Annotated in this window: 17 protein-coding genes; 2 read left to right on the forward strand and 15 right to left on the reverse strand. The window is 37.1% G+C overall.

Annotated features, from left to right (window positions below; genetic code table 11):
• The first annotated feature begins 9 nt into the window (after nucleotides 1-9).
• Entirely contained in the window at nucleotides 10-204 is a 195-nt protein-coding gene (locus F6K18_RS00470; RefSeq protein ID WP_287517624.1) for a hypothetical protein, read from the forward strand.
• Between the two features lie 307 nt (nucleotides 205-511).
• Here F6K18_RS00470 and hpsB read toward each other — a convergent pair whose 3' ends face one another.
• From hpsB to htpG, 12 genes are all read right to left on the reverse strand, one after another.
• Nucleotides 512-1,171 (reverse strand): hormogonium polysaccharide secretion pseudopilin HpsB, encoded by a 660-nt coding sequence (gene hpsB, locus F6K18_RS00475; RefSeq protein WP_287517626.1) that lies wholly within the window; start codon nucleotides 1,169-1,171, stop codon nucleotides 512-514.
• Nucleotides 1,172-1,173: 2 nt separating this feature from the next.
• The gene (hpsA, locus tag F6K18_RS00480; RefSeq protein ID WP_287517628.1) at nucleotides 1,174-6,219 is read right to left on the reverse strand and encodes a hormogonium polysaccharide biosynthesis protein HpsA; all 5,046 of its coding nucleotides are present in this window, start codon (nucleotides 6,217-6,219) and stop codon (nucleotides 1,174-1,176) included.
• A gap of 221 nt (nucleotides 6,220-6,440) precedes the next feature.
• Entirely contained in the window at nucleotides 6,441-7,775 is a 1,335-nt protein-coding gene (locus tag F6K18_RS00485) for an RNA-guided endonuclease TnpB family protein (RefSeq protein WP_353734972.1), read from the reverse strand.
• A complete protein-coding gene (locus tag F6K18_RS36305; RefSeq protein WP_353734973.1) occupies nucleotides 7,744-7,842 on the reverse strand; it encodes a helix-turn-helix domain-containing protein in 99 nt (32 codons plus the stop codon). Before F6K18_RS36305 ends, F6K18_RS00485 begins: the two co-directional genes overlap by 32 nt.
• Before the next feature lie 54 nt (nucleotides 7,843-7,896).
• The gene (locus F6K18_RS00490) at nucleotides 7,897-8,214 is read right to left on the reverse strand and encodes a hypothetical protein (RefSeq protein ID WP_287517630.1); all 318 of its coding nucleotides are present in this window, start codon (nucleotides 8,212-8,214) and stop codon (nucleotides 7,897-7,899) included.
• A 183-nt stretch (nucleotides 8,215-8,397) separates the two neighbouring features.
• Nucleotides 8,398-8,529 (reverse strand): hypothetical protein, encoded by a 132-nt coding sequence (locus F6K18_RS00495; RefSeq protein ID WP_287517632.1) that lies wholly within the window; start codon nucleotides 8,527-8,529, stop codon nucleotides 8,398-8,400.
• A gap of 6 nt (nucleotides 8,530-8,535) precedes the next feature.
• The gene (locus F6K18_RS00500; RefSeq protein ID WP_287517635.1) at nucleotides 8,536-9,369 is read right to left on the reverse strand and encodes a sulfotransferase; all 834 of its coding nucleotides are present in this window, start codon (nucleotides 9,367-9,369) and stop codon (nucleotides 8,536-8,538) included.
• 328 nt (nucleotides 9,370-9,697) lie between these two features.
• A complete protein-coding gene (locus F6K18_RS00505) occupies nucleotides 9,698-10,867 on the reverse strand; it encodes a glycosyltransferase family 4 protein (RefSeq protein WP_287517638.1) in 1,170 nt (389 codons plus the stop codon).
• 355 nt (nucleotides 10,868-11,222) lie between these two features.
• Nucleotides 11,223-12,281, reverse strand: a complete 1,059-nt coding sequence (locus F6K18_RS00510; RefSeq protein WP_287517640.1) for a glycosyltransferase family 4 protein — start codon at nucleotides 12,279-12,281, stop codon at nucleotides 11,223-11,225.
• Nucleotides 12,281-13,300, reverse strand: a complete 1,020-nt coding sequence (gene hpsE / locus F6K18_RS00515; protein WP_287517642.1) for a hormogonium polysaccharide biosynthesis glycosyltransferase HpsE — start codon at nucleotides 13,298-13,300, stop codon at nucleotides 12,281-12,283. The genes F6K18_RS00510 and hpsE overlap by 1 nt, the downstream gene beginning before the upstream one ends.
• 1,224 nt (nucleotides 13,301-14,524) lie before the next feature.
• Nucleotides 14,525-14,761 (reverse strand): 50S ribosomal protein L28, encoded by a 237-nt coding sequence (gene rpmB / locus F6K18_RS00520; RefSeq protein WP_124144621.1) that lies wholly within the window; start codon nucleotides 14,759-14,761, stop codon nucleotides 14,525-14,527.
• A 1,007-nt stretch (nucleotides 14,762-15,768) separates the two neighbouring features.
• Nucleotides 15,769-17,778 carry a molecular chaperone HtpG gene (htpG, locus tag F6K18_RS00525; protein ID WP_287517644.1) on the reverse strand — a complete coding sequence of 670 codons (2,010 nt, stop codon included), beginning with the start codon at nucleotides 17,776-17,778 and terminating at the stop codon, nucleotides 15,769-15,771.
• A gap of 1,347 nt (nucleotides 17,779-19,125) precedes the next feature.
• Between htpG and F6K18_RS00530 the strand changes: the two genes are divergently transcribed.
• Nucleotides 19,126-19,659, forward strand: a complete 534-nt coding sequence (locus F6K18_RS00530) for a helix-turn-helix domain-containing protein (RefSeq protein WP_353734974.1) — start codon at nucleotides 19,126-19,128, stop codon at nucleotides 19,657-19,659.
• A gap of 210 nt (nucleotides 19,660-19,869) precedes the next feature.
• On the opposite strand, the gene F6K18_RS00535 is transcribed toward F6K18_RS00530, so the two are convergent.
• The 3 genes from F6K18_RS00535 to clpB all read right to left on the reverse strand — a co-directional run bounded on the left by F6K18_RS00535 (nucleotide 19,870) and on the right by clpB (nucleotide 26,954).
• Complete coding sequence (locus F6K18_RS00535; protein ID WP_287517648.1) at nucleotides 19,870-22,407, reverse strand: DEAD/DEAH box helicase family protein; 2,538 nt, start codon at nucleotides 22,405-22,407, stop codon at nucleotides 19,870-19,872.
• Between the two features lie 418 nt (nucleotides 22,408-22,825).
• The gene (locus F6K18_RS00540; protein ID WP_287517651.1) at nucleotides 22,826-24,031 is read right to left on the reverse strand and encodes an RNA-guided endonuclease TnpB family protein; all 1,206 of its coding nucleotides are present in this window, start codon (nucleotides 24,029-24,031) and stop codon (nucleotides 22,826-22,828) included.
• Nucleotides 24,032-24,236: 205 nt separating this feature from the next.
• Nucleotides 24,237-26,954 (reverse strand): ATP-dependent chaperone ClpB, encoded by a 2,718-nt coding sequence (gene clpB / locus F6K18_RS00545; protein ID WP_287517653.1) that lies wholly within the window; start codon nucleotides 26,952-26,954, stop codon nucleotides 24,237-24,239.
• Nucleotides 26,955-26,977 lie beyond the last annotated feature (23 nt).

Consider the following 26,977-nt stretch of genomic DNA (forward strand, 5'->3'; position numbering starts at 1 on the left):
GCATCGGTCTTGTATAGCAAAGGTAAGGAAGAAGGAAGAAGGAAGAAGGAAGAAGAAAGAGGGAAGAGGGAAGAAGGCTACCCTCGCAAGAAAAAACCATCATTTCCTGTAGATATTCACCCTTGGGTTTACACAAACGATATAAACGGACATGATATGACTCCTCCTAACTTAACCATTCTATGGCTGTTTAACCGGATTTGATATTAAACGGATTTGATATTAGACATCTCCACCAAATGAGGCAGTAGGCAGCTTTGCTGTAGGCAGTAGGGAAACCACCCTTCGCCCCTCCTGAGAGGGGAAATAATATCATGTCCGGTTGAACAGTTATAAATAAACGACGAAGGAGTCAGGAGACAGGAGACAGGAGACAGGAGGGTAGAAAGAATGAAGAAGGAGAAAGTTTTTTGATCACTAATTATCCGGACATGATATAATTGATAATTTATGTGCCATAATTGATTTGATTTTTTATTATTGGAGATGTCTATTAGATATATTTCAGTTTTTAATTTAAGCGATCGCGATACTTTTGGAATAAGTTATCACCACTTGGAGCAATTTCTGTCCTAGTTGTAAACAAGGGTTTTTCTCTATTACCACTTCTGGTTGCTAATCCCGTATTACTCACAGAAGTCGATATTAACTGCCTTGACAATTTTGCCCCTTCTACACCACTACCTCTGTAAACTCGTACAAATAATTCGTAGCCATTATCAGCATTTCCGGTATTATTAAATCCTAGAGCATACACAACCATATCCGTTAATCCAGTACAGTCGCCTCCATCTCCTCCATCAACACAATATAGGGCAGCATCAGCACCACCAGCATTTACAGTTGTGGTACAATATGCATTTTGATCTGGTGGATTTGGACATACCAAAGTGGCTGGACCGCCTATATCATCAGCAATAGAAGATGGCAGGACAGCAGCCATTTCTGGAGCAGGAATACTACCCGCTCGCACACCATCTATATAACTTCTAGCCGCCTGAGCTGCCAGTTCTATTCGTCGCGCCTGAACGCGAGTTCCTACTGATATAGCAATCACAGGGGCGATTGCACTCATCAGTGTAGCGACCACAATCATCGCTACCAAACTTTCCATGATGGTATAGCCAGATTCTGATGAGTGGGGTTTTGGCATTTTTATATACTTAATCATGATTAACCTCCAGTTTTACTACTACAAAAGTCTGTTGTCGGACGAATTTCTTCATCAACAGCATTATTATTATCTTCTGTCTTAGAACATAACAATGTTTGTATCCATGGGTCATCTAAACCAACTTCTCGATAATATTGCTTTGTTTTGTCAGGGTCTAGAGTGCTTAATTTGGAAGCAAACAGGTCAGGAGATTGAGATAAGAAACCTACATCATAGCTCCACTGTCTTGTAGGTGGAGTTGAAGCGGGTGCTGTACCTTCTGTTTCTCCAGCGTTGTACCTACCGTAATCATTACCAAAAATTTCAGCAGGTTCATTTTGTAGGATATGTTGATAAGGACCTGTAGAATAAGCACTCCGTCTGAGTTGCACAAATGCCCCAGAAATTTCGGAAGTTTGACCTTGCCAGTTTTCGATAAATCTCGGCAAGTTTGGTAAACCTCCATTGGTTTCACCAAAACCAGCTTCTATCACCCTGGGAGGTGTGTCACCTGTTGCCATCATTACGTTTACTTTAGTGGTATTTGGTGTATCTGAATCTGGATCTGCTGTAGCTGGCATTTGCCATCTGGTTTGATCTTCTACTTCGTCACCTTCTGGAAAGTCACCTCCTGGATTTGCTGTTGTCGCATGAATCTGCAATGCTGGTACTAATTGTGGTTGGAGGATTGTTCCATTTAGTTTATCTTCGTTTTTGTAAAATAAAGGTTGATTGTTGTTCCAATTGTCGTCTCCTGTCTTAAACCATAAAGCGTTGTCTTGTGTTCTAGGAAAATCTCCTCCCCCATCAGGATATCTTTTGATCTCCGTATCACTTTCTATACCCAAAGGAATTGGTAAATCATTTTCTAGCTTTATTACATTATTGTTGGCAGTATCACGTTCAAAAGCTATACGACGTGGGAAACGTTGATATTCTGGTCTTGGAGCTAAAGCTGTTGTACCTGAACCAGCAACAGAATCAGTATATTTCATAGGAGCTTCGATTTTTCCAATTATCTCTGAAGCTTTCTTTTGCTCATCACTATCATCAATAACCACCCAATCTCCCGGTTGACAAGCTGAAACTGGCAACTTCAAACAAATTTCCATTAAATACTCATTGAAATTAGCCCGTCGCTGAACAGGAGTAATAAAATTATTAAAGTAGGAACTATTAACAGGAGCAGCTCCTGTGTTTACCCTGTATTCTGCATCTGTATAATTTTGAGTGTCTGTGTCATCTATTTCCTCTATAGTAAATTCAGCCTCACTACTCAGACCATTAACAGCAAAGTCGTTAGCATAGAAACCATTAATTAAACGAGCTGCCTTTGTTGTTATCTCTACTTCGTCAACAGTATCCGTGTTATCATTTATTTTTCCATTGCCATCAAGGTCAATGTTATAGGTACTCTCTATAAGTCCTGTATTAGAAGCAACTGTATTAGTAGTACTTCCATTCCCATCTAAGTCATAACCACCAATAACCACATTACCCGCATTATTTCTCAAGTCAAAATCTCCCTCATTGCGGAAACCAAAACGAAAACCATCAGAAAGTATAGTCAAAGAATCCGACATAATCTCCACCGGACGCCACTTATCTCCACCACCAGCTCCACCACAGTTACCAGGTATCCTAGGGTCTCCACCACGACAAGCAAATTCTGGACTTGGAACCTTGTTTGGATTGTAATAAGCATTAAAATCCCAATCAATACCGCCCCCCTCAAACTCATAGTGGTCGTGGAGGTTAAAATCACCCTTGATATAAGTAGGTACATTACTTACCAAGATCAATCCTTTTTCTTTCACCACATCTTCAACTGTACTAACGCTGTTGTTACCACCCCGATTTAACTCTTCACCATTGACCAACATAATTCCATTGGGGCGACGAGTAGGGTCTAACTTATAATCTGTGGGACTCAATAATTTACTACTTTCCTCATCAATGCCATTGGTACCATCTGGAGTCCGATCACTCCTATCTGGCAGCGCATCATCTCGACTAGCATAAACCAGACCACTATATGGCAGTAAATATTCTGGGTTTAATGCTGGAATATCTCCCCCTACTTCTGTGTTATCAATGTCTTTCATCCGCAGAACATTCATATCTATTTGAGTTGCCCGAATTTCTAGAGGTTGTCTTTCCTCTAGGGGTAACTGATATTTTCCTGTCAGATTAGCTGGTGTTGCTAGAGTACTACTCAAGGTGAAAGTTTCATCATTAGGGGTCTCTTGATCGTCCTCATCTATCGCTTTAATTTCCCGTGGATTCAAAAATGCTACTTCTTTAATAGCGCCATGAGGAATGATTGAATTATTAGGAGTCAAAGTTCCATCTAAAATTTCTAAAGCACATTGAGTAGAATCTATAGCAGCTTGGTCTGCGATGCTTAGTGAATTATTATTACTATCTTTTATCAGTGCATCCCGTAAAGGTTTGTTGGCAAACCGACCATCAGGGAAAACCAGATTTGCCTGATCTACCAAATTAGCAGGCGTACCAGAAAGCAGTTTAGTTGCAGGATCAAGTGTTACTGTAATGCCAGCCGCCCTAATAACTTCTTTTAGCTCACCATAAACTATACCGTTATTTGATTTTCCGAATTCATGTGATGGAATATCATCCCCATAGTAGTCTTTGAGACCTGCCAAATTCTTTCCTGCGTAGGTAGCTCTATTTTTGCTAGATCTTTCATCACTAGGATCGTAGTAGCTACTAACACAAGCGATCGGTTCTTGATCCAAATCGTCACCTGTTGCATCTTCATCAATTCCACTCTGAGCATAGTGATAAACTGCTGTTGCTCGCATTCGCAGGTCGCCCTTCGCATACTGTTCTGTGTAGGGGTCTATAGTATCTATCAGTGGTGAGTCAGGGTCTTTAAATAAACTATTCCAATCATCGATTTCTTCTATCAGTGTTGAACCTGGTATTGGTGACATTGGCATCATATCAGACCATACCATCGGAAATTCTTCTGTCTCAGTAGTTGCTGGATCATCGTAGATACCAGGTGGTGGTAAAAACGAATTTTCCCGCTCATAAACTCCTGCACCTGTAATTACCCTTAAACCACCATATCCCTCAGTAGCACTCTGTGGTTTTCGTGCTGCTGCCAATTCCCAGAAACTATTTCTATCCACATTACCCACATCAGCAAAAGCAGTTATTTGAGTTTCGCGCCAACGACATTCATTGCCTGCTTCTTCACTATTCTCACAGTCATCTTCTTCTGCATTAGTCCAAGGAATACCACCTTCAGTTAGATACTGCTTTGCATCACCCTTTAAAAATGGTATTTCATCCTCATCATCTAATTCTTCTAATAATTCTTCTAATTCTTCGTCATATCTCAAAGCAGGCAAATTATTTCCCACCTTGATACGATCGCCCAACAGTTCTTCTATACCCAACTCCCCTAAATCTGATGGTCTTGTAGCAGCAGGCTGATTTTCATTTAAAGATAAACCCGTTGTTGTGTCTATTGTAGCTATTTGAGCATTTCCTTCAGTAGGTAACATCCAATCATCTTGTGGTCTCAGAGAATTTCCACTATCTTCAATCCCTGTATAACCATCTAGTGCATCTCCATTAAGTCCCACTTCTGCAAATGGAACTTTTCTAGTACGGTCTTTAAAATAATTTTCCAATGCCTCCTGACGAGCTTTTTCTTCAGTTTCTCCTTCATCTATCCTGTCATTAATTATCTTGATCACTTTCTGTGGATCTCTATCTTCATAATCTCCTGAAGCTATTTGATCGATCACCATTTGATTTATGCGTTGAGCATAAGCATTATCATTGAAAACTACATCTAAAGACTCATCACTTACTGATTCAGCATCTCCATCTATTTTCTCTATCGCTGGATTTGCATCTTTCCCCTTAAATAAATGTACCTCAGCTTCTAATCCCACAGTGTTTCTACGACTACGACCGTGGATTAGCTCACCACCCACCAAAATTTTGCTATTCTCAGCTTCATAAAAACAGGAACTCCTACCACTAACCTGATAAAATTTCATTGGAGTATTAAAGGAAGTAACCATCATATTACCGTTTACCACTATCCGTCCATTGAGATTCAACTCAAAACCTGGTGCAGCTTCCATGTCATTTTCATAGAAAACCGCATTGTTTGCGAGGGAATTCTGGCTATAATCTCGTTGATATTCTAATGCAGACAGGGCAGGTGTACCTTTATATCTTTCAAAATTTTCTTGGTCTTCTGGTTCGCTAGTAATAGGTACATTAACGGTATAAACAAAAATACTTTTCTTAAGTTGGGCTCCTGACTTATACCAACCTACACTAGTTACCAAATTAGAGCTGGTGTTTATCGCTTCACACAACGGTTCTGTACTGGTCAGACTTTCAACTACAGGTTGGGGCGCTGTTCTTGCCTCTAGAGGTTGGTATTCTCTATCAGCTGGGGGAGTACGGAGAAAAATCCCATAGATAGTGTAGCTATCAAATAGACCATTATTGTCCGTATCTACCGGATATCTCCAGGCGGTAGTTATTTGTTCGTTGTCTTGTATCTCACCATCAGCACTAATATTGTCCACACCTGAAGCGCCAAATTCTTCAATACTCCCATTACCATCCAAGTCATACCTGACCTTAAGTGGTTCCTCACGTCCAAAAGTATACTCATTCAGTCGTTCTTCCAGAGTTCTGTAAATGAAATCTTCTGCTGGAGTCCCAGGGGGCAGAGTTTGGTCTTCTCTTAACAAATAATCAATTTTTGCACTTGCCCTTTCCAAAGCAGGAGCAGCAGCACTCAACACTTGCTGATTTACCTTAACATTCCTTGCCATTTCAGCCCTGTCAAAAGACCTGAGCAAAATAGCAATACTCAGCAAAACTACTACCAACAAAACCATAGTCACAGTGGGCAAAACAAAACCTGCCCCTGAGTACCTGCTTCGATTATTTATTACATTCCAGAGCGATCGCCTCAACTTTCTCTCCATGACTCGATACCAACTCCGGATATTACGGAAAATATAAAATATATTTTTGAGAAACTTATTCTTTTTCTTTGACATAATAGCCTTCCTGCCCCTAATTGCAAATGGTTTGGTTGGCAAACCGTAAATTTATATAGATAATTTATAGTGACTTAAATTTAGTCCCTACCTCTACTTTTAGCACAGCACAACTCGAACAGCACCCCATAACCGAATTTTGGATAGCACAAATATTGGTCAAGCATACTAAAGTGCCTAACCTAACCTAAATATTATTCCCTAAATGAAAGGTTAATCTATCAACTTATCAACGAAACTATATTTTTTTTAACCTTCTGCCTCACACCCGGCGCTCCTAGGTTCGGCGGACTGTGTTCCCAAACCCAATTACTGTCTACTTGACATCCTCCCCGGCCTAAAGGCGCGGGGATTCCTACCAAGCCGTAGCTCCTCGGTGGGTTGACGTTTTGCTGGCGCAAAGCTCCGCTAACACAGGCTGCTGCTACTTTGGCAGTAGTCTTACGCTTGCCTCCACGTCCGTTTTTTGTCTCGGACTGCCCGCCCGCGACTAATATATTTATTGCTGCATTCTTGTCTCTATCGTGTTTTGCACCACAGTTAAGGCATTCCCACTCTCGCACTTGAAGGTCTAATTTGCCTCCACGAAAACCACAACAACTGCATTTTTGGCTGGTTGGCTCCCAACGATTAATTACTCTCAAATCCCGACCGTATTTTTCTGCTTTACCTTCTAGAAGTGTTCGGAATGTCCGCCAACCTAAATCTGATATTGCTCTGGATAATTTACGGTTTTTCACCATACCAGATACATTCAAATCCTCTAAAACAATTGTTTGGTTTTCACGAATTATTTCAGTGGATAATTTATGCAGAAAATCTGTCCTAGTGTCTTTGAGTTTGGCATGTTTGCGTAGCATTCCGTAGGAAAATTTAGCTACTCTCAATCTAGCTTTTCCATATCGTTTAGACTTTAAAGTTTTCTTGGATAATGATTTACTTAACTTTCGATACTTTTTAATCCGCTTTTTCAATGGTTTAGGAGCATCAACCTTTGTACCATCGCTAAATGTAGCAAAGGTTTTGATGCCTAAGTCTATCCCCACTGAATTATCAATCTGAGGCAATATTTTGGCACAAGTTTCTACTACAAAACTTAAGAAATATCTATTAGCTGAGTCTTTAATAATAGTTACTGATGATGGAGGAGCAGGTAACTCTCTAGACCAAACTATCTTGAGTTTTCCAATCTTAGCTAAATATACTTTATGCTGACCAACTTTAAAACCTCCTCTTGTAAATCTAGCAGTTTGCTTTGACTTTCTACTTTTAAATTTAGGAGGTTTTACAGGTTTACCTTTTCTCTGGCCTTTAGTCGATTTAAAAAAGTTTTGGTAAGCTTGGTTTAAATCATTCAAAGATTGCTGCAATGGTATATTAGAAACTTCTTTAAGCCACTCTCTATCTTCAGTGTTTTTTGCTTGAGTAATAAACTGTTTTTGCAGTTGTGAGTTAGTGGGTTTCTTACCTCCTGATTCGTATTTTTCTTGACAACAAGCTAGGCTATCATTCCAAACAACACGTTCACGGAGTGTTGCGCCAGCAAACGCAACCAAATAGCTTTGCTAATTGATGCTTTTGTCCCGGTGTTGGATATATGCGATACTTAAATCTAGCTTTCATAATTCGATATTTAAACTAACAGTATTGTAACATATTCATTGAAACACTTAACAACTAAAAAGTCGCCCTAGAAGGGCGAGGCTTGAGATCCAATTTTTCGGTCAAATCAGTATTCTTATTTTTCTGATTTATCCCCAAGTTTTGGCGGTTGATATGTACTGTATTTCTTGCACAGTGGCGAGTATGTTTCCACTTAGGTTTTGGTCCTCTTTTTCCTTTAGATATTCGTGGCATTCCTTGATATAGAGGTATTACCCAAGTTTTGCCGTTAATTTTTTTTGCTCCTTGAATTCTGCCTTGCTTAAGCAATACCCGAATTCTCTGAGTAGTAATGCTTAAAAGTGTTGCTGCTTCAGTGGTACCAATAAACATAGCTAAAACTATTGCGTGTAAACAAATGGTTATTTTTACTCATTATAACTGTGCGATCGCGAATTAATCTAACACAGGACTTTTTGATTTCTGTTTTCAAAAAAACTTTAGGCTAGTTGGCGTTGCTGATTTGAGGTATGATATCTTGTCCGGATAAGAGGGCGAGCAAAAAACTTTCTCCTTTTACTCGGGGTTTCTTATTCTTTCTTCCTTCCTGACTCCTGAGTTCCCCTCCTGGGAGGGGGAGGGGCGAGGGGTGGGTTGACTCCTGACTCCTAAAGAATTAAAATTAATACCATACACGTGCTTCAGCAACGCCGGCTAGTTCTGCTCCTGGCCTACTTCTGTAAATCTACTTAATATATATTCCTGCTGAGACTGATCAAATACCTGATAAAACTTTTGTAATCTAGTATTTACTGCACCCTGACTAACAACTCTCCCTGACTGTTTTCTCACCAAAGATTTAGCAGTCTCTTGATAATCTTCGAGCATTTTATTATCAAATTCTATACCTATAAATTTGCATAATTCCTTTAAAATAGTAGGTGTATCATCTACCAATTTTTCATACTTCACCAGAATATGATTATTTTTATGTAAATGCTGAGAAGTAATATTTACAGCCTCAATCCATCGATCGATACAATGGTCTATATCAAACCCACCATACCAAAATTTCGGATATTTATTCGACACTTCATAAAGTGAAGCAACTACATCTATTCCATTTCTTTGAATATGAATAAATTTAGCTATAGGAACATTCTTTTCTATGTAGTCAATATATCGTATATGTTCGGGAGTTTTTTCTAACCAAATACTTTTACCTTGTTCCTCAGCTAGCAGATTCATAATTTTCAGAAATCTGCGAGTATATTGCCTAATAAATAAAGTATTTTTAGGTAAATATTTCAGTAAATCTGGGCGGTTCATTTCATTTTTAAACAAAGTCTCTAACTTAGGTCGTAATCGTCGCGAAGCCATACCAAGTATTCGTCTTTTAGGTTCATTATTTGGTAGTAAATAATGAAAAAATTTTGTTTCTGGTAAAGAGATAATCTCTGGATGTGCTGTCAATAAACTTTGTAAATATGTCGTACCAGAACGGGGACAACCAAAAAGAAATAAAGGTAATTTTAATTTATTGTGCATTTCAATATTATAGCAATTCTCATATTAGTGAGGTACAAAATTCGTTTTTGTTAGAGAGTAGAAAGTAGGGGGAAAGAATTGATAATTTATGTGCAATAATTGACTTTATTTTTTATTATCATTTTCTTTGTGGGTTTAATACCCCACCGTCAACGGGGGTGTTCAAAATTACTTGGGGGAGCGTAGACGCGGAGCGGCCCTTCGTTGACTATCCCCATGTAATTTCCCTCCTGTCTCCTGTCTCCTGTCTCCTGTCTCCTTCTTCAATGGAGATGTCTATTCACGCAACTAGAAGCTGATAGCTGACCGCTGACCGCTGACTGCTATTTCAAAGTAAATCCATAAATAACTGTTTAGCAGTTTTTCCTACCACATCCCAATTTAATCGTTGTTGATATTCATTAAATGATGACATTGCTAATTTTTGATATCTAGGATAATCACTCATTCGGGAAATTATATAATCACAATATTCTTTAATTTCTGCATCAAAAGCAAAAGTTTTACCATTAATATCTTCTTTAATTACAGTTGGAATACCTGCAAGATTTGTAGTCAAACAAGGCACTCCAAAAGCATTAGCTTCTATCAAAACATTAGGAGCACAATCTTCTCTAGTTGGCAAAATCATCAAATGAGAATCAGCTACTAATTGCCTCATTTTTGACTCTCCTTCTGGTTTTGATTTATCAATATATCCCACTATCTTAATAAAATCTGGCAAAGGCTTAATCTGAGGTTGACAGCCAATAATTGTCAATTCAGCATTAAAACCCATTTCATTTAACTGTTTAACAACTCCAACAGCAATATCTCCACCTTTTCTATCCCAATCTATGCCAGAAAAGATTAATTTACAAGGTTTTTCTTTTCTTGATTTAACAATATTTTCTACCTCTTCAAAAGTTCTTCCTGGCTTAAGTTCAATATTAGCGCCCCTGGGAATTACATAAATTTTCGATTCATTAACTTGGTAATGTTTAATAGCATTTTCAGCAGCCCAATCTGAAGTAAATATCAAAAGTTTACATTGATCAATTGCTGCTTTTTCATAATTATAAATATTTCTTCTAGTTTCTTGAGGAATATTTTTTAAATAAGGATAAAAATCAATTAATTCTGCAACTACAGTATCTACCCAAAGAACTATTGGTTGCTTACATTCTAAATAAGCAATAGGATTTGCTCCTTCCACTGCTAAGACGATATCTGAATTTAACTTAGACAATTTTTGAGATATTTGACGGGCATATTCTTTACATACCATCAAGCTAGCCCAACTATAATAATCTTTCTTAAAAAAGTGACGATAGAACAGCCATTTACTTTTAGTTAACCAACCATACTTTTTTTCAAGTGGACCTACATAATCTAAAGTTATTCCTTGATTTTCTAAGGTTTTTGCTATGTAGCTATTGGAGCCATAATTCCCACGTTTATGTTTAGACCAACTAGCAGGATTTTTTGCATCATAAGTAGTAACATAAGCAATTTTCATATATTAATCTTGCCGTATTTTTTTTCAGTACAAATATTTTTCAACCATTTAAAATAAAAATTTCTAATAATTTGATTTAATGATTTTCTGAATGACTTAAAATCAATTAATAACTGCACTTTTCTATAATTTTAATATCTTTAGATAAAACTCTGTATTGAATTGCACTTTTTTTCACTCCAAACTAGGGCAAAAAGTAGGATAGCTTTAGTTATCTAGTAGGATAGCAGAAGGCAGAAGGGAAGAGAGGTTATTGTACAAGCTTTTGAACCTTTTTTAACTGGTTAGTTATTTCCGGCATCCTGCACTAGGGGGATAACTCTTGGAAAATTTAGACCGGGGACGATCAACCAGATTACTCTCGTTTCCGATCATCCTTTGATAATTTTTGATAAAACTCTATAGTCTGCTGACTTAAATTTTGCCATCCTAACTGTTCTAAATTAGCTTGTGGCGATCGCCCTTCTTTGACTGCCCACTCTAACCCAGATTCTAAAATCTCTTTTGTTAGGTCTCCTGGATACAGCTTTACCCAATCTTGCCCCACCTGTTCCTGCAACTCTGCCATTGCTCCCTTATTAGGTACTAATATAGGACAATCAAAAGAAAGAGCTAACAATGCACTCCCTGAATTTAAAATCTCTTGAAACGGTAATATTACTAAATCTGCAGTCTGGAAATATTCTTGTAACTTCTCATCCGGTACAAACTCAAACTTTAATTTGACCCTAGAATCATTTTCTGCAACTTGAGATATCTGAGTACCAATTTCTGGAACTTCTAGTTTACCTGCCACTAATAATATCCAATTAGCAGGAGCTAATTCTCGAAAAACTCGGACTAGATGAGGTACATTTTTGTAGTAGTCGATATAACCGAGAAATAAAAGTACATGGGAGTCAAAAGGAACATCTAAATTTGTTTTAGCTACCTCACAATTTATATTATTGGGGTAGACCTCTCGATAATGGCCATGAGGAATAACTGCGTGGGGGCGATCGCTCAATCTAGGAAAAGTTGCATCTGCTAACTCTTTACTTACTTGGCAATGACTAATACATCCATCTACTCGCTTGATCAGCTCTGACTGAAACCAGTGTGCCAACTTAGGATGTAAGAGGTTGTGGGGATATTGGTCGTGAATTGTCCAAATCACTTTTGTTCCTCTAACCCTAACCCAGTCTATAGCAAGAAGCATAGTTACAGCCCGCAAACCTGCTATAATTAGGTTTGGATGACGGACAATAGTTTCTGTCGGCCAGTGAAGGTGAAAAATATCATAGTATTGGCGTAGCAGTTTGCCAAAAGAAAATTCCGTAACTGTTAGCCCTTGTTGCACTACCTGAGAATATAATAGCCAGTTATAGGGGTTTTTATACCTAGTTTTAAATGCTGGCCAAGCAATAATTTTCATTAAAATTCCCGACAATCAATGCCACTCAAACCTGGTTGAGATTTTACTACTGAAGTATCGTTTGGTTCAACTGTATTCAAATAGCCATTCTTCCACAAGTAAAAAGGACTTTTCAAACTATTAATATATAGTTCAAACTCACAAGCTGCCACTACATCTGTTCGTAACTTCAAACCATATTTTAGTAAATGACGGATAATTTTCCGACTATCATTTGCCGTATAAGCGAAAAAAGCCAATGGTTTTAACCATGGTTTAACTCCTAACATTCGAGTAACATAACGACTCAAACCAATACCACGGAAAAATTTAATTAGATAATCTTTTTGTGTTCGATGTTGAGGAATTTTGTGAATTACTTCCATTGCTGGGTTATACCAAATTTCCCAGCCTGCTTTTTGAATATAACTAATAGTTTCTGTATCTTCACCTGTTAACATTGAACCCGGTACTCTACCACCTAATATACATTGCTCTGGAACACTTTCTAACCATGCTTCCCGACGAACTACTAATCCAGCGGAAGGAGGTATTACCTTAATTGCAGGCTGATATAATAATGGTTGCTCTCCTCTTTCTGTGATGGCAAAAAATGATTTAATTCGGTCAAAATCAGGTGGTAGTTCTCCAGAAAAATCTCCATGAATTTGACTAGCATAAGCTCCTGCTTTTGGATATTTTTGAGCAAATTCATAAGCTGCTGCTACCCAATTTTCTGCTGGGATATTATCATCATCTAAGAAACCAATTAACGGAGAACTTGCTATTTCTACTGCTTTTTTTCTAGCAAATCCTGCACCTTGTTGTGCTTCATAACAGTATTTTAATGGAATTTTATCCGACCAGTTTTCTTGATATCTACTAATGATTTTTTTTGTATTATCTGTGCTGTTATTATCTACAACTATAATTTCCCAAGATAGTCCTTCTACTCCGATTTGAGCAAGTAATTTGTCTAGAACTAATGGTAATCGTTCAGCTCCATTATAAGTAGGAATTGCGATAGTAAAGTTAGTCATAATAATTAACTTTTTTTTATAACTTTTGCTATATCAATATGTACCTAATATTTTCGCAATTGGGCCACATTTTTTTTTCGTAATGTACTAATGCAGTATAAAATGTGATACGAAAAATCAGGATTTATATAGTATCCGGATAATTAGTCAGTAGTCAGTAGTTAGTATGTAGTCAGTAGTTGGTATTTAGTAGTTCAATAGAGCATTGGTAAATCAACAGATGAAACCTTAGAGACTGTTTGTAAAAGGAATATTAAATCCAGGCGTAGTGGCGTGACACGCCTAAAATGGTGCAATAGATTTTTATTCAAATACATTAACCGTAAAGATTAGAGCATTTTTCTAATACACTATTTTAGCTGTGTCAGTCTAGTAGGGTGGGTTAGGCGACAATAACTATGAATCGTAACAAAATTTAACTTTCCGCCGTAACCCACCGAATATTAAGCACTCTGGCCATCTTAATCTTTAGTTGACAAACACTCTCTTAAGAGCCATCTGTTTCTGATACCTCTAAATATTCTACCATATTAAGTGATGGGTGTCACCCATCGGATCAAATCATCTTACCAATTACCAACACCGCTCAATAGTCAATATTCAGTATTTACAGCAGATTCGGTGGTATGTGAGGTACAAACAAATATTAACGATCAACTAAAGAAAAACTTCCGAAAACTCTCCATAAATGATTTTAGGGCTACATTGCTGAAGTCAATTTTGATGGACTAATATGCACTTAGTCCTCTTGAGAGGATTTTTGTCTCATATCATGTCCGTTTAAAAACGTGAGAAAAAACTTTCTTCTCCTCTTCCTTCTTTTTCCCTCCTAACTCAGTCCTCCTCCGTAGTTCTTTATAAGTATTCAACCAAACATTATATCATGGCAAAAATTGGAAGTCCTGGGTGACGATAGCTCTTTAATATTTAGTTAACAAACAAAAAATCTCTGATACTAAATCTTGCGCATTCTTGCTACATCTTCTTGAGAGTAGGGAGTAGGGAGTAAGGTTCAAAAATATAATATATCTTGGCTTAATGCCGATAATCGTTACAAAAATTACTAAACCATTATTATTACTGAATAACTGAAGTCTTAATGAAGTATGGCATTATTTTTGGGAATTGGTATTAATCCCTATCATTTTTAGAAAAAAATAGCCCTGTCCTCATCAACTATAGGACAGGGTTAAATTAGATGAGATGAGTATAAAGAAAAATATATCAGCACTTATTCAAGTTAATGCCAGCGGCCTTAGCCATAGCTTGTATACCTTTGTTTTCTAAAGTTTTAATTGCTTTAGTCGATAATCGTAGTTTGACCCAACGATTACCTTGAGGCCACCAAACTCTCTTCCATTGGAGATTTGCTTGCTGTAACTTGTGGGTGCGGATATGGGAGTGGGAAACTGCATAGCCATTATTAGCTTTCTTTCCAGTCAATTGACATTTACGACCCATGATTTGTCTACCTAAATTTTTTCCACAGCCTATCCATTATCTCAAAAATAAAAAAGTTAATCAACCTTCTTCCTTCAACTTTTGACATCCTCTCCCGTTAAATAAGAGCGATTATAACGGGAGATTCCCAAACCTCACGATTCAGCTTTACTGCTTGAGTAGCACTTATCTATAGCAATGAGTGCTGGTATATTTACAAATTGCAGGAGGGGCTAAATAGCTAAAAGTCTTATATTATCAGCAATTTATTCCCCCTTCCGGAGCTGTTGCCTGTTGCCTGTTGCCTGCGCACAGCGCTATAGGTTGAAAACAGCCCCCCACAGTACCCCAACGAGCGTCAATTTATTCTACGATCTGCAAAGGCCGCAGTGACACCTCATTGTGAGGATATCCACATTATTATCAGATAATTCTATCTGAGTATGATTTTAAGTTATACTATTGCTAGTCTTGGTCAGTATCTGTTTTTATTTTGGTCGCGATTCATCTCCCGGTAAATTGGAGATTATACCGGGAGTCCTCAAAGCTCCATTTTAGCTAGAGCGTCGATTCATCTCACACCATAATTGAAAATTTGGTGTGAGATGAATCGACGGTAAATTAATGGGACTCGATGTCCCATTAATTTACAAATTTTATGTTATGATAGACTCAAGTTGGTTTGAGTTAACAACCGCCAGTGATGAACCATGAAAATAAAATAAGATTAGGGGTTATATCCCAGAAATCCTAGTAATCCGTTGGGAATGTAAAATCTGATTGCGGGGCTAGGTGAGCAGCTTTTTTATTTGCAAAAAGGGCGGCGGGGCATCCCGTCCTTAAAGCACGCGCTTGTCCCATGCAATGGCAGGACTATGAAGCGAGAAGCCCACGCTATACCTTTGGGGTTAGCGTGGGAGTATGTCACATAGCGGTTTTCAAATAGATAGACTACAGTGGCCAAAGTATTCTCCTACTGCCTACTCCCGCGCACCAAAATAATTTTGTAGTCTACTTATATAATTGGATCAAATTACTTTTTCAGTTAACTGAGTCAAGACCTGATTAGACCTTTCCACAAATTCTTTCATACCCTCAGCATCAAAACCTTTTTGTGCCATTAAAGCTAAATCATAAACATGATGACAGATTTGTTTAGCCAATTCTGCCGAAGGAGATTCTCCACTACCCTGAATAATACTACCTTGACTGAGATTAGCCAGATTCTGAATTAGTGGGTGAGCTGTATTTACCACTAAAACGTGGTCTTCTGGAAATTCTGCTTTTTCCTGCTGCAACATAGCAGTCATATCTCTCAATCTTCGCATAGCTTCTGGCAACAATACCATTGCTGGTGGGGTAGTTTTGCTATCTTCTGATTTTAATGCTTGAGCTTTAACATTTATCTTGGGTTTATTCAGCGCTTTTTCAAATAATTCTTTAATTTGTTCGCTGCGAGTTTTATTGGTAGCTGGATCGACTATTTCTGATTGATTTTCTTTGTCAATTAATGTCTCATCTAAATCAGAATCTACCCTAGAGAATTTAACATCTTGATATTCTCTTTCTAGAAAACTAATAAAGTGGGTATCGATGAAAGAGTCGAGAAATAAAACTTCTAAACCTTGATTTTTGTGCAGCTCTACATAAGTTGCTTGAGATGCAGGTTCAGTACAGTAATATACACGGTTTTCATGGCGTTCTTTATTACGTTCTAAATACTCTTTGAGAGTGGTGTAATAAAAACCTTGTTCATCAGTGTTTTTAGCATCAGAATTTTCTGGAGTTACTTCTTGCCAAACATCTTCTCCTTCTGCTTGTACTTCTACTGCTGGTTTTGCTTCAGTTTCAGTTGTTTCTGTAGGGTTAAGTTTGGCTGTAGTGCGGAAAATTATGATGTCTTCTACTTGCTTTTTAAACTTATCGTCATTCAAGGCACCAAACTTAACAAATGTACCTACATCTTGCCAACAACTAATATATTTATCTTTTTCATCGCGATAAATTTCTTTCAGGCGATCGCCTACTTTTTTCGCTATATAATCGGCTATTCTTCTGACAGTTCGATTACTTAACAGAGAACTACGAGAGACGTTGAGAGGAATATCTGTACTATCAATTACTCCTCGTAAAGGCATTAAAAATTTAGGAATAATTTCTTCACAATGGTCAGTAACAAATACTTGATTACAGAATAGTTTAATATTACCTTGGGTAACATCTACATCTGGCTTTAATTTAGGAAAATAAAGAATTCCATTAACAATAAAAGGATAGTCAGTATTGAGATGAACCCATAATAGAGGCTCTTCCTGGAAAGGGTAAAGATGACGATATAGTTCGAGGTAGTCTTCTTGAGTAACATTTTGAGTAGATTCTCGCCAGATTGCTTTGTGTTTATTAACTACTTCCTCTTCAAATTTGATGGGCACTGGCATAAAATCACAGTAGGTTTTAATCAACTGTTTAATGCGAGTAGTTTCAAGATATTCTTGTTCTTCATCTTGGAGGGTTAAGGTAATAGTTGTACCTCTTTCTGTGCGGGGAGAATCTGACAATTCAAATTCTGGAGAACCGTCACAACTCCAATGAACAGCTTCTGCACCTTCTTGATAGGAAAGGGTATCAATTTCTACTTTTTTAGCAACCATGAAGGAGGAGTAAAACCCTAAACCAAAATGACCAATAATTGCGTCTTCATCGCCACCTTTATATTTTTCTATGAACTCTTCAGCACTAGAGAAAGCAACTTGATTAATATATTTTTTAATTTCATCGGCGGTCATCCCTATTCCATTATCAGTAATGGAGAGAGTTTGATTTTCCTTGTCTATTTTAATTTCTATTTCTGGATTAGTAACATCACCACTATACTCTCCAGTTCGAGCCACCATGTTAAGTTTGGCAATAGCATCTACACCATTAGAAACTAATTCTCTTAAGAAAATTTCATGGTCAGTATAGAGAGATTTTTTGATAATTGGGAAGATATTTTCAGTATGGATACTGATCTTACCTTTTTCTAGGGTTGTACTCATAATCTTTATCTATTTTATCTATGGGAATTAATTTTACTTGAGCATTTAGGTAGTTATCCAGGTTCGTTATCTCTTGATAGATATAAAATCAGAGAAATATTCTGGCCATTTACCCCTAAACTTATTGCTCAATACTATTTAATGATTGTGATTTATTGAGTCTTTTTTTTAAACAGGGATTGCACCAAACATCTGATTCGGATTTCACTACCTAAGCGGTTTTAATATAATACCAAGGGTGATCGAGTTAGACCGTAATAGTAACGGTAAAGAAGGAGGAAAAATCAATAAATCAATAAATAATCAAGATAAACAATATATATTAATTACATATATTATAAAAAGTAGGGCTATTCAATTGTATTCTGATGAATCCAAAAATTTTCTTCTTTGATATCTAAATATAGAATATATCCATAAACTAGAAATTGATTTTGCTAACCCATATTTACAATTTGATAGTTATGGTTTTCTGTATCAAAAACAAATTGTGATTATATTTGATTGAGTGGTTTATAGCTAACAGATTCTTTCAATGGTTTTTGAATTAACTTACTATATCTATATATATTATCCATTGTTGAACTACCTCCGATACAGATTTATAAGCAATAAATTTAAGTTGTTGTTCTTAGGTGATTTTCTTAATTAATTGTCGTCTAAAAAATACCTGATAAGTTTCAGATGGAACTTTCATCAATGGATAATGGATAATGAATAATGGATAATTACCTCTGGTTAAAACCATTACGGAATTGAATATCAGGAAATATTATTTCTTCTCTTGGTCCATTGGATATGGCGAGGAGATCTCACCATCCCATCCTACGGAATGCTGCCTCTTTCAGAGGAGCTTCGTTAACGCAAACGACCGCTTTTTTCTCCTTAAAAGGAGAGGCTTTAAACCTAGATTCGATTAATTATCAATTATCAATTATCCATTGTAAAGATAGCTGACGTTTAGGTTCAACGTAAAAATTTTAGAGGCGAGTCGTATATGGATTGAAGCAATAATTGAAAATCAATACACCCCATTCTTCCATCTTAAGCATTCAGCCGTCAGCTATCAGCTATGAGTTATTAACTAATTATCTTGGAAAAAGGAATTATTAATCAAGAAGTGAAATTATGTTTGCGCAGCATTCCACAGGAAATAAAATATTTCTGTCAGCTAACCTTAGTCTTTGGCTTGATTCTTTAAAAAGCTGATAGCTGAATGCTTACCTTCCATCTCCCCGTCTCTTTATCTGCTCCTCTATTTTTTTTATAGATACCAAATGGGTTCTATAGGAGTGTATTTTTTTGTAGTTTAAAGTATTATTCTGATATACGCAATAGTAAGAAAATATGTTTGTTGGCACTACTGAAGCAGCAAGTTTATTAAGTATTTCTGCTCAACGAGTCCGAGTTTTGCTCAAAGAAGGTCGAATTCAAGGGGCTAGAAAAATTAATGGTCGGACTTGGGTGATTCCTCTATATAAAGGTATGCCTAGAATCTCTGGCAGAAAACGTGGTCCAAAACCCCGTTGGCATTCTCGTAAACATTGCGGAAAGAATACTATTCATTTTAATCGCCCTAATATTGGCATCAATCAAAGAGAGGAAAATACCAATCTTGATGTGGTTTCTGCAAAACGGGGCAGCAAGAATTTAGCTACAGGTCACGAAATTGAGATTCATGGTCCTTGTCGAATTGTTTATCGGCCGGAAAAACCTCACACTTGTGGTGCTACGGTTTGGATTGAGACTTTGGCAACGGCGACAGTGTTTGATTTTGACGGTAGTGTTTATCGAGTTGATAGTAGGTGGATGTGGGAAGAAGAGGAGATGTGGGAGATTAATAAGATTAATATTGATGAGTTATGTAGCAATTCTATTTAAATTACATCTTAAAACTTTACTCAAGATTTGAGTATTGTAAGTAGTCGTGCAAAATAAATTTCCTAATTGAGGAAAGTACTGATGCAATAGAGGATTACCAGAATGTGTAATTAATTTTGCATAGTTACTTATACCAAGCATGACAAACAGTTGATACCTACCGGCGATGATGTCTCACATTTTTCATAACTTTGCTGTTTCTGTTTTTTATTATTTTTGATAATAGTCCTCAGAATACTCACTTTTTAAAGGTTCAACATCTAGCTTATGAATTTGAATCCATTCTTGAATCTTAGAATCACTAATTTCATCAAGTTGATAATCTTTAAACTCTTTAAAAAAAGACTTTACGTTATCTCTCAAAAGTTTGAGTTTTCCTTTTCTCATAATCTCAACATGATGAGTAAAGTTTCCTTGATGGGAAACATCTTTTGTTGGAATAATTAATATTCTTTTTACTTGTTCTGCATTGTATTCTTTATCAAACCAACCACAGTGATTATTCATCTGACCTGTTTCGGTTTTGGTTATTTCTTTGCGTGATTCTTCAACTTTACTTTTACACTCAAAGATAAAATAATCATTCTGAGAAATACACCAAAGATTATCCGGACCTGTGTTAAATTCCTTCTCTGGTCTTTGACTCAAAAAACCTATAGAACTACCTAAGTCTTGTAGCGCTTTCTCAAACTTTGATGCTTCTTCACCAAAACTCAAATTTCCTAGGATATCTTCTACAGTCAGCATTAGTTCTTCATAGTTTTTGTGTTTAGATACCCAAGTATTAATTCTTTTCAGCCTATTTTCATTTATATAGTTTAACTTTTTATAACTAATGCGTTCTTTTGGTTTTAGAAGCTCCCAATTCTTATTAAAAGCACCCTTTTGAGTTAAATTAGATTCTGTTTTACTCATCTTGTATTTGTAGCGAGCAAGAATTTGTAGATACCAAGCTTTTTCTGCTTCATCATTTGCACAGTAAGAGTCAATTATTTTCTGTACATAATTTGCTGCCTTTTCAGGTTCATTTTGATAAAAACTCTCCTCTGCTTTTCTTTCTAACTCTAAAATTTCTAATATATTTTTATTAACTTTTTCTTCCTCATCACTTTCCTCCTCCATTCTCTCTTTATAAAACTCTTTCCAACCTTCATCTCTGCTTAAACATTGATCGATTAAATTATCAAGAACTTTTGTGTAATCTGTTCCTTCATTTGTATCTTCCTCTTTCGCCAAATTAGAAACTTCAATTCCTATATTTATTTGCTTCCTTGTTTGCTCTGAGAAAAATTTATTTGAATCGCCGCTTTTAAGAAATTTTACTAAATCATTTCCGTTGATAATAATCACACTATAATCTCTCTCTCCTCTAACGCTTCTTCCGAGTCCCTGTTCAATTTTTTGAGCAGTTTTAATATTGAGAAAATCACTATTTGACCTACATTTTTCTTCATATCTTTCAGTTAAGGAAGAAGAATATGGCATTGAGTCAATAATTAGAACACGACAGGAATTATCTGGAAGGTCTATTCCGTCATATCTGTTTGCAAAAACAATTGTATTGCGATATTCACCCGATTTTAGTTTCTCAATTTCTTTAAAAATATTATCACTTTTGATAACTGTAGAACCTAAATTTTCATAGGTTTCTGCTTTCTTGAAACTAGATGTAATCACAACATAACCGACTCTACGATTGACATCTTTTGCTGCAAATTTATTGATAATATATGTTTCTTTTAACTCCTCATGGATTAGCCAAGGAATTAAAATCATTTTTTCACCAGACCACTTTTCATTTTTGTCAATAAGTGGATTTTTAACAGCTTCAATATTCAATCCAAAACCTTTAACAAAGAAAGAATCATTCTGTGTAGTTGCTGACATTAAAATTCTATGTTCAGCCTTGCTAAAAGTGCCAAATTTACTAATGGGACTGAGAATAGTTGAAATTTCTAATTCTTTACCACTAAAGAAACATTGACAATTTTCCAAGTTATCTTTAATTAGAGGCCAAGCAAACTTTACTTCATTTTCATTATCAGATTCTAATAGAGCTTTGATAACCTCTGATTTTTTATCTTGCCAACTCCAATAAGGTACTGGCAGTAAAGTATCTTGGTATTCTTTGCTTTTACTTTTTATCTCTTCTAAGCTACCTTCACCTTGCTCTCTCAAATCATCTTCAAATAGTTGAAGTAGTTTTTTATAGAGCTGATGTTCATTATTTACTTTAATTTTAAATGAATCATTTATAGAGTCTATACAAGCGTGTGAGTCATCCAAGATAACTGTATTGACTTTCTGAAATTTACCACCTACACCAAACTTTGATTTTCCATTAAAAACTTTTTGAACATGAGTTATTAGGATTTTTTCTGAGTTTAAAAATTCATCAGGTAAAGAATCATCAATAGTTACATATCCAATACCAAATTTCTCTGCTTCCTGAGCTGTTTGTTCTACTAAATATTTATTAGGGCAGACATATAAACACGGACCTTTCTTTTGATTTAATCTTGATTGAAGTATCAATAAACCGATTAATGTTTTTCCCTGTCCGGTGTGTAACTTAAAAATCAAATCTTGGTCTTCTTTTCGATTTAACCACCACTCTTTTAATATTTCTATTTGTACTGGACGAAGCGGACCTGTTTCACTTTTTCTATCCAACTGATCGTAAATTTCAATTGGATTTACCTTTTTTTGTATAGATTTAACTCCAAGTTTCTTTTTAAAATCAACCATTCTTTTAATCCTTATAAAACTAATACTTAGAAAATAATCGCTTAAATTAGCAACTTTGTTTACCTTGTAACGAGAAATTATTATTAATTATTAATTGCTGAATGGAGAACTAGAAGCTCGCACTCTTATAAAATTACCTTTTCACCAATTCCAACTCATCCTTTTTCCCAAACACCAAACCACCATCTACACAATCAATTACCACAAATCTCCACCAATAAATTTATTGTATCCACTCAATAAATGGGGGCGGACTACCAGTTTAGGAACGATTTTACGCCATTTTAGGCTTGCCATTTACGGATTTACCCCGGATTATTGAGCTGTTGCAATTTATTCTCTAAAATCAAACTTGCCAGAGGATTTTCTCCAGTTGGTAAGTTAGTTTACCTCATTTGACATCCTCCCGACGCTGCTCTTACGAGACAGCGCGGGATTCCCTAACATCACTGTTAGGGGTTTTCTGTTTCTTAGCACCTGCCTTCCGGGATTTAGTCTCTTCGGGTCTTACGGTCGCTCCACAGACTGACACTGCGAGTCCCGCAGCCAAAATATTTATCGAAGCGTTGATGTCGCGGTCATGGCGACTATTACACTCTGGGCATTCCCACTCTCTTACACTTAGAGGTAATTTTTCCACTATATGACCACAATTAGAGCAACGTTTAGAACTGGGAAAGTATCTATCAATCTTGATTAATTCCCGTCCATACCAATCAGCTTTGTACTCTAATTGCCTGACTAATTCTCCCCAGTTGGCATCACTAATTGCTCTTGCTAATTTGTGATTCTTGACCATATTTTTTACCGCTAAATCTTCAACTACAATAGTTTGATTTTCTCTAATCAGTTGAGTCGTTAGCTTATTGGTATAGTCTAGTCTTGAATCTTTGATTTTTGCGTGTATCCTCGCGACTTTTACCCTGGCTTTGTGATAGTTATTAGATCCTTTGGTTTTACGAGAAAGTGATTTTTGGGCTAACCTCAGTTTTTTGTGTAACTTGTAATGATTCTTTGGATTAGCAAATTTTTCTCCATCACTGGTTGTTAATAGACTGGTAATTCCTAAGTCAATACCTAATTGTTTGGTGACTGACTTGAGACTCAAATTTCTGGTATCATTGACTCTCAAAGATACAGACCACCTACCCGCTTGGTCCAGCTTGACTGTAATTGTGCTAGGTACACAACCTGGTGGTAGTTGTCTACTCCATCTAATAGCTAACGGTTCAGAACATTTAGCTAAATAGACTTGACCGTCTTTCCACTTAAATGCGGACTTTGTGAACTCAGCACTACCACCATTACGCTTTTTCTTAAAGTTAGGATATTTTGCACGTCCACTGAAAAAGTTAGTGAAAGCTGTTTGTAGATGTCTCAAGCCTTGTTGTAATGGGACGCTACTGACTTGTGTGAGGAAATCTAAGTCATCTTGTTTTTTCCACGAAGTAAGCATAGCAGAAGTTTGCTTATATCCTACTCGCTCTTTGTTTTTACACCAAGCTTGAGTTCTAGCTGCCAAAGCTTTGTTGTAGATCAGTCGAACACACCCCAATGTTCTCCGCAACAGGTTTTCTTGTTCTGGAGTAGGATAGAATCTAAACTTGTAAGCTTTCTCAACCATTTACTACCTGCTTATTCTAACTTGATATTTTAACATATTATGTGTGAAACCGCAACATTGATTGGCATCCCCATACGACGCTCCCTTGCAGGAGAGCGCGGGTATAAATGCCAACATTTAGATAAAAAATTATCATATTGTTCTTCATTAACACTTTTGCCTAATAATTTTGACTGGCGAGCTAGAAGTTCGCACTCTTATCAAATTACCTTTTCACCAATTCCAACTCATCCTTTTTCCCAAACACTAAACCACCATCTACACAATCAATTACTACAATATCCCCACCAACAAACTTATTTTCTAAAATCAGATTTGCTAGAGGATTTTCTAATTCTTTTTGAATTGCTCGTTTCAAAGGTCGCGCTCCATAAACTGGGTCATATCCCACTTCAGCAATGTGGTCTAAAGTCGCAGGAGTTAATTTCAAACTAATCTTTTGTTCCCCTAATAATCGTTCAATTCTCTTCACTTGAATCTCCACAATTTGCCGTAATTCACTCTTCCTTAAAGTATGGAACAATATAATCTCATCCACCCTGTTTAAAAACTCCGGTCGGAAATGTTTTCGCAATCCTCCCATCACCCGTTTATACATCTCCTCATACTTAGAGTCATCCCCCGCTACATCCAAAATATACTCACCACCAATATTACTCGTCATTACAATTACAGTATTACTAAAATCAACTACCCGCCCCTGAGAATCAGTAATCCTACCATCATCCAATACCTGCAACAATATATTAAATACATCTGGGTGAGCTTTCTCCACTTCATCAAACAGCAGCACAGAATAAGGATGTCGCCTCACTGCCTCCGATAACTGACCCCCTTGGTCATAACCAACATATCCAGGCGGTGCCCCTACTAACCGAGAAACCGCGTGTTTCTCCATATATTCCGACATATCAATCCGCACCAAAGCATCATCCCGGTCAAACAAAAACTGTGCCAAAGCTCGCGCCAATTCTGTTTTACCAACTCCGGTAGGACCCAAAAACATAAACGAACCGATAGGTCGCCCTGGGTCTTTCATCCCTGCTCTAGCACGTCTAATAGCTGCCGCCACAGCTTCCACCGCTTCCGACTGTCCAATTACCCGTTGATGTAAATGTTTTTCCAATTGTAGTAACTTCTGGCGTTCCGACTCCAACAAACGATTTACCGGAATACCAGTCCACTTAGCAACGATAGTGGCAATATCAGCATCCGTAACTTGTTCCCGGAGAAGAGACGAACCTTGAGCTTGAACCTTTAATAATTCTGCTTCCTTAGCTTCGCGATCGCGATGTACTGTTTCTAGTTGGCCATATTTTAATTGAGCTGCGGTATTCAGATCGTAAGCTCGTTCTGCTTGTTCTATTTGTACTTTTAATTTGTCTTCTTCTGCTTTAAGGGAATTAATTGTATTTAACAATTCTTTTTCCCCAGACCATTTAGAAGAAAATTTTTCCTGCTTTTGCTTCAAGACATTAATTTCATTTGTAATGCGTTGCAATGCTGGAGAAACCTTCGCAGGTGGGGTAGGTTCAGAATTTTGATCTTTTTTGCTGCTTTGCAACTCTCCCTCAATAGAAAGTTTCTCCATTTCCAACTGCATAATACGTCTGTCAATAGCTTCTAATTCTTCAGGTTTAGAAGTAATTTCCATTTTTAGTTGAGCAGCAGCTTCATCTACCAAGTCGATCGCCTTATCTGGCAAAAAGCGGTCCGAAATATAACGGTTAGAAAGAGTTGCAGCAGCTACCAAAGCAGCATCAGTAATTTTTACACCATGGTGAGTTTCGTAGCGGTCTTTCAACCCCCGTAAAATAGAAATAGTATCCTCTACACTTGGTTGACCAACCTCTACTTTTTGAAACCGACGTTCCAGAGCAGCATCTTTTTCTATATGTTTGCGATATTCATCAATAGTTGTCGCACCAATACAACGCAACTCTCCACGAGCAAGCATTGGTTTGAGGAGGTTACCTGCATCTACACCCGAACCCGTACCGCCACTGGAACCTGCTCCAACAACAGTATGTAGTTCGTCGATAAATAAAACAATTTGACCGTCAGAGTTGGTTACTTCTCGCAAAACCGATCTGAGTCTTTCTTCAAATTCCCCTCTAAACTTTGCCCCTGCAATGAGACTTCCCATATCAAGACCAATGAGTTGTCGTTCTTTGAGAGATTCTGGAACATCGCCGTTAACAATGCGTTGAGCTAAACCTTCAGCGATCGCCGTTTTTCCAACTCCTGGTTCTCCAATAAGTACAGGATTATTTTTTGTCCGACGGGATAAACAACTAACCACGCGGCGAATTTCTTCATCTCTACCAATAACAGGGTCAAGTTTGCCTGCTTTAGCTAACTCTGTGAGGTCGCGCCCATATTTTGCCAAAGCATCATAACTAGCTTCTGGGTTTTGGTCTTCGACTTTAGTACTACCACGAACTGCTTTAATTGCTGCTTCTAGTTGTTCAAATTCAACTTTGGGTGAAGTTTGGGGGCGCTCAAAACCAGGGCGAGTTGGTAGTTGGGGAGTACCTCCACTGAGGAGTTTATTGCCAAGGCGTTTGTCTTGGTAAAAAGCTAGTAGGAGATGTTCGACAGCAATAAATTTGTCTTCCCATTTTTCTCTTGCTTCATCAGCTAGGTCTAGAAAGATTTCTAAACTACGTCCTAGATAGAGATGTTCGATACTACCTACTTTAGGTTGGCGTTTGGCGAAAGAGTCTATTTGTTGGAGGAGATTTTCTGGTTCTATACCAACGCGGTTTAAAATCTTGTTAGCTGTCCCCTGTTGTTCTAAGAGGGCAATGATTAGATGTTCTACTTCTAATTGTTGGTTTTGGTAACGTCGGGCAACGTCCTGGGATTTGACTATAGCATCCCAGGCTTGTTCTGTAAATTTGCTTGGGTCGGTTGGCTGCATTTGGACTATTTTAAATTTTTTCC

Source organism: Okeania sp. SIO2C2, from assembly GCF_010692625.1.
GTDB classification, from domain to species: Bacteria; Cyanobacteriota; Cyanobacteriia; order Cyanobacteriales; family Microcoleaceae; genus Okeania; species Okeania hirsuta.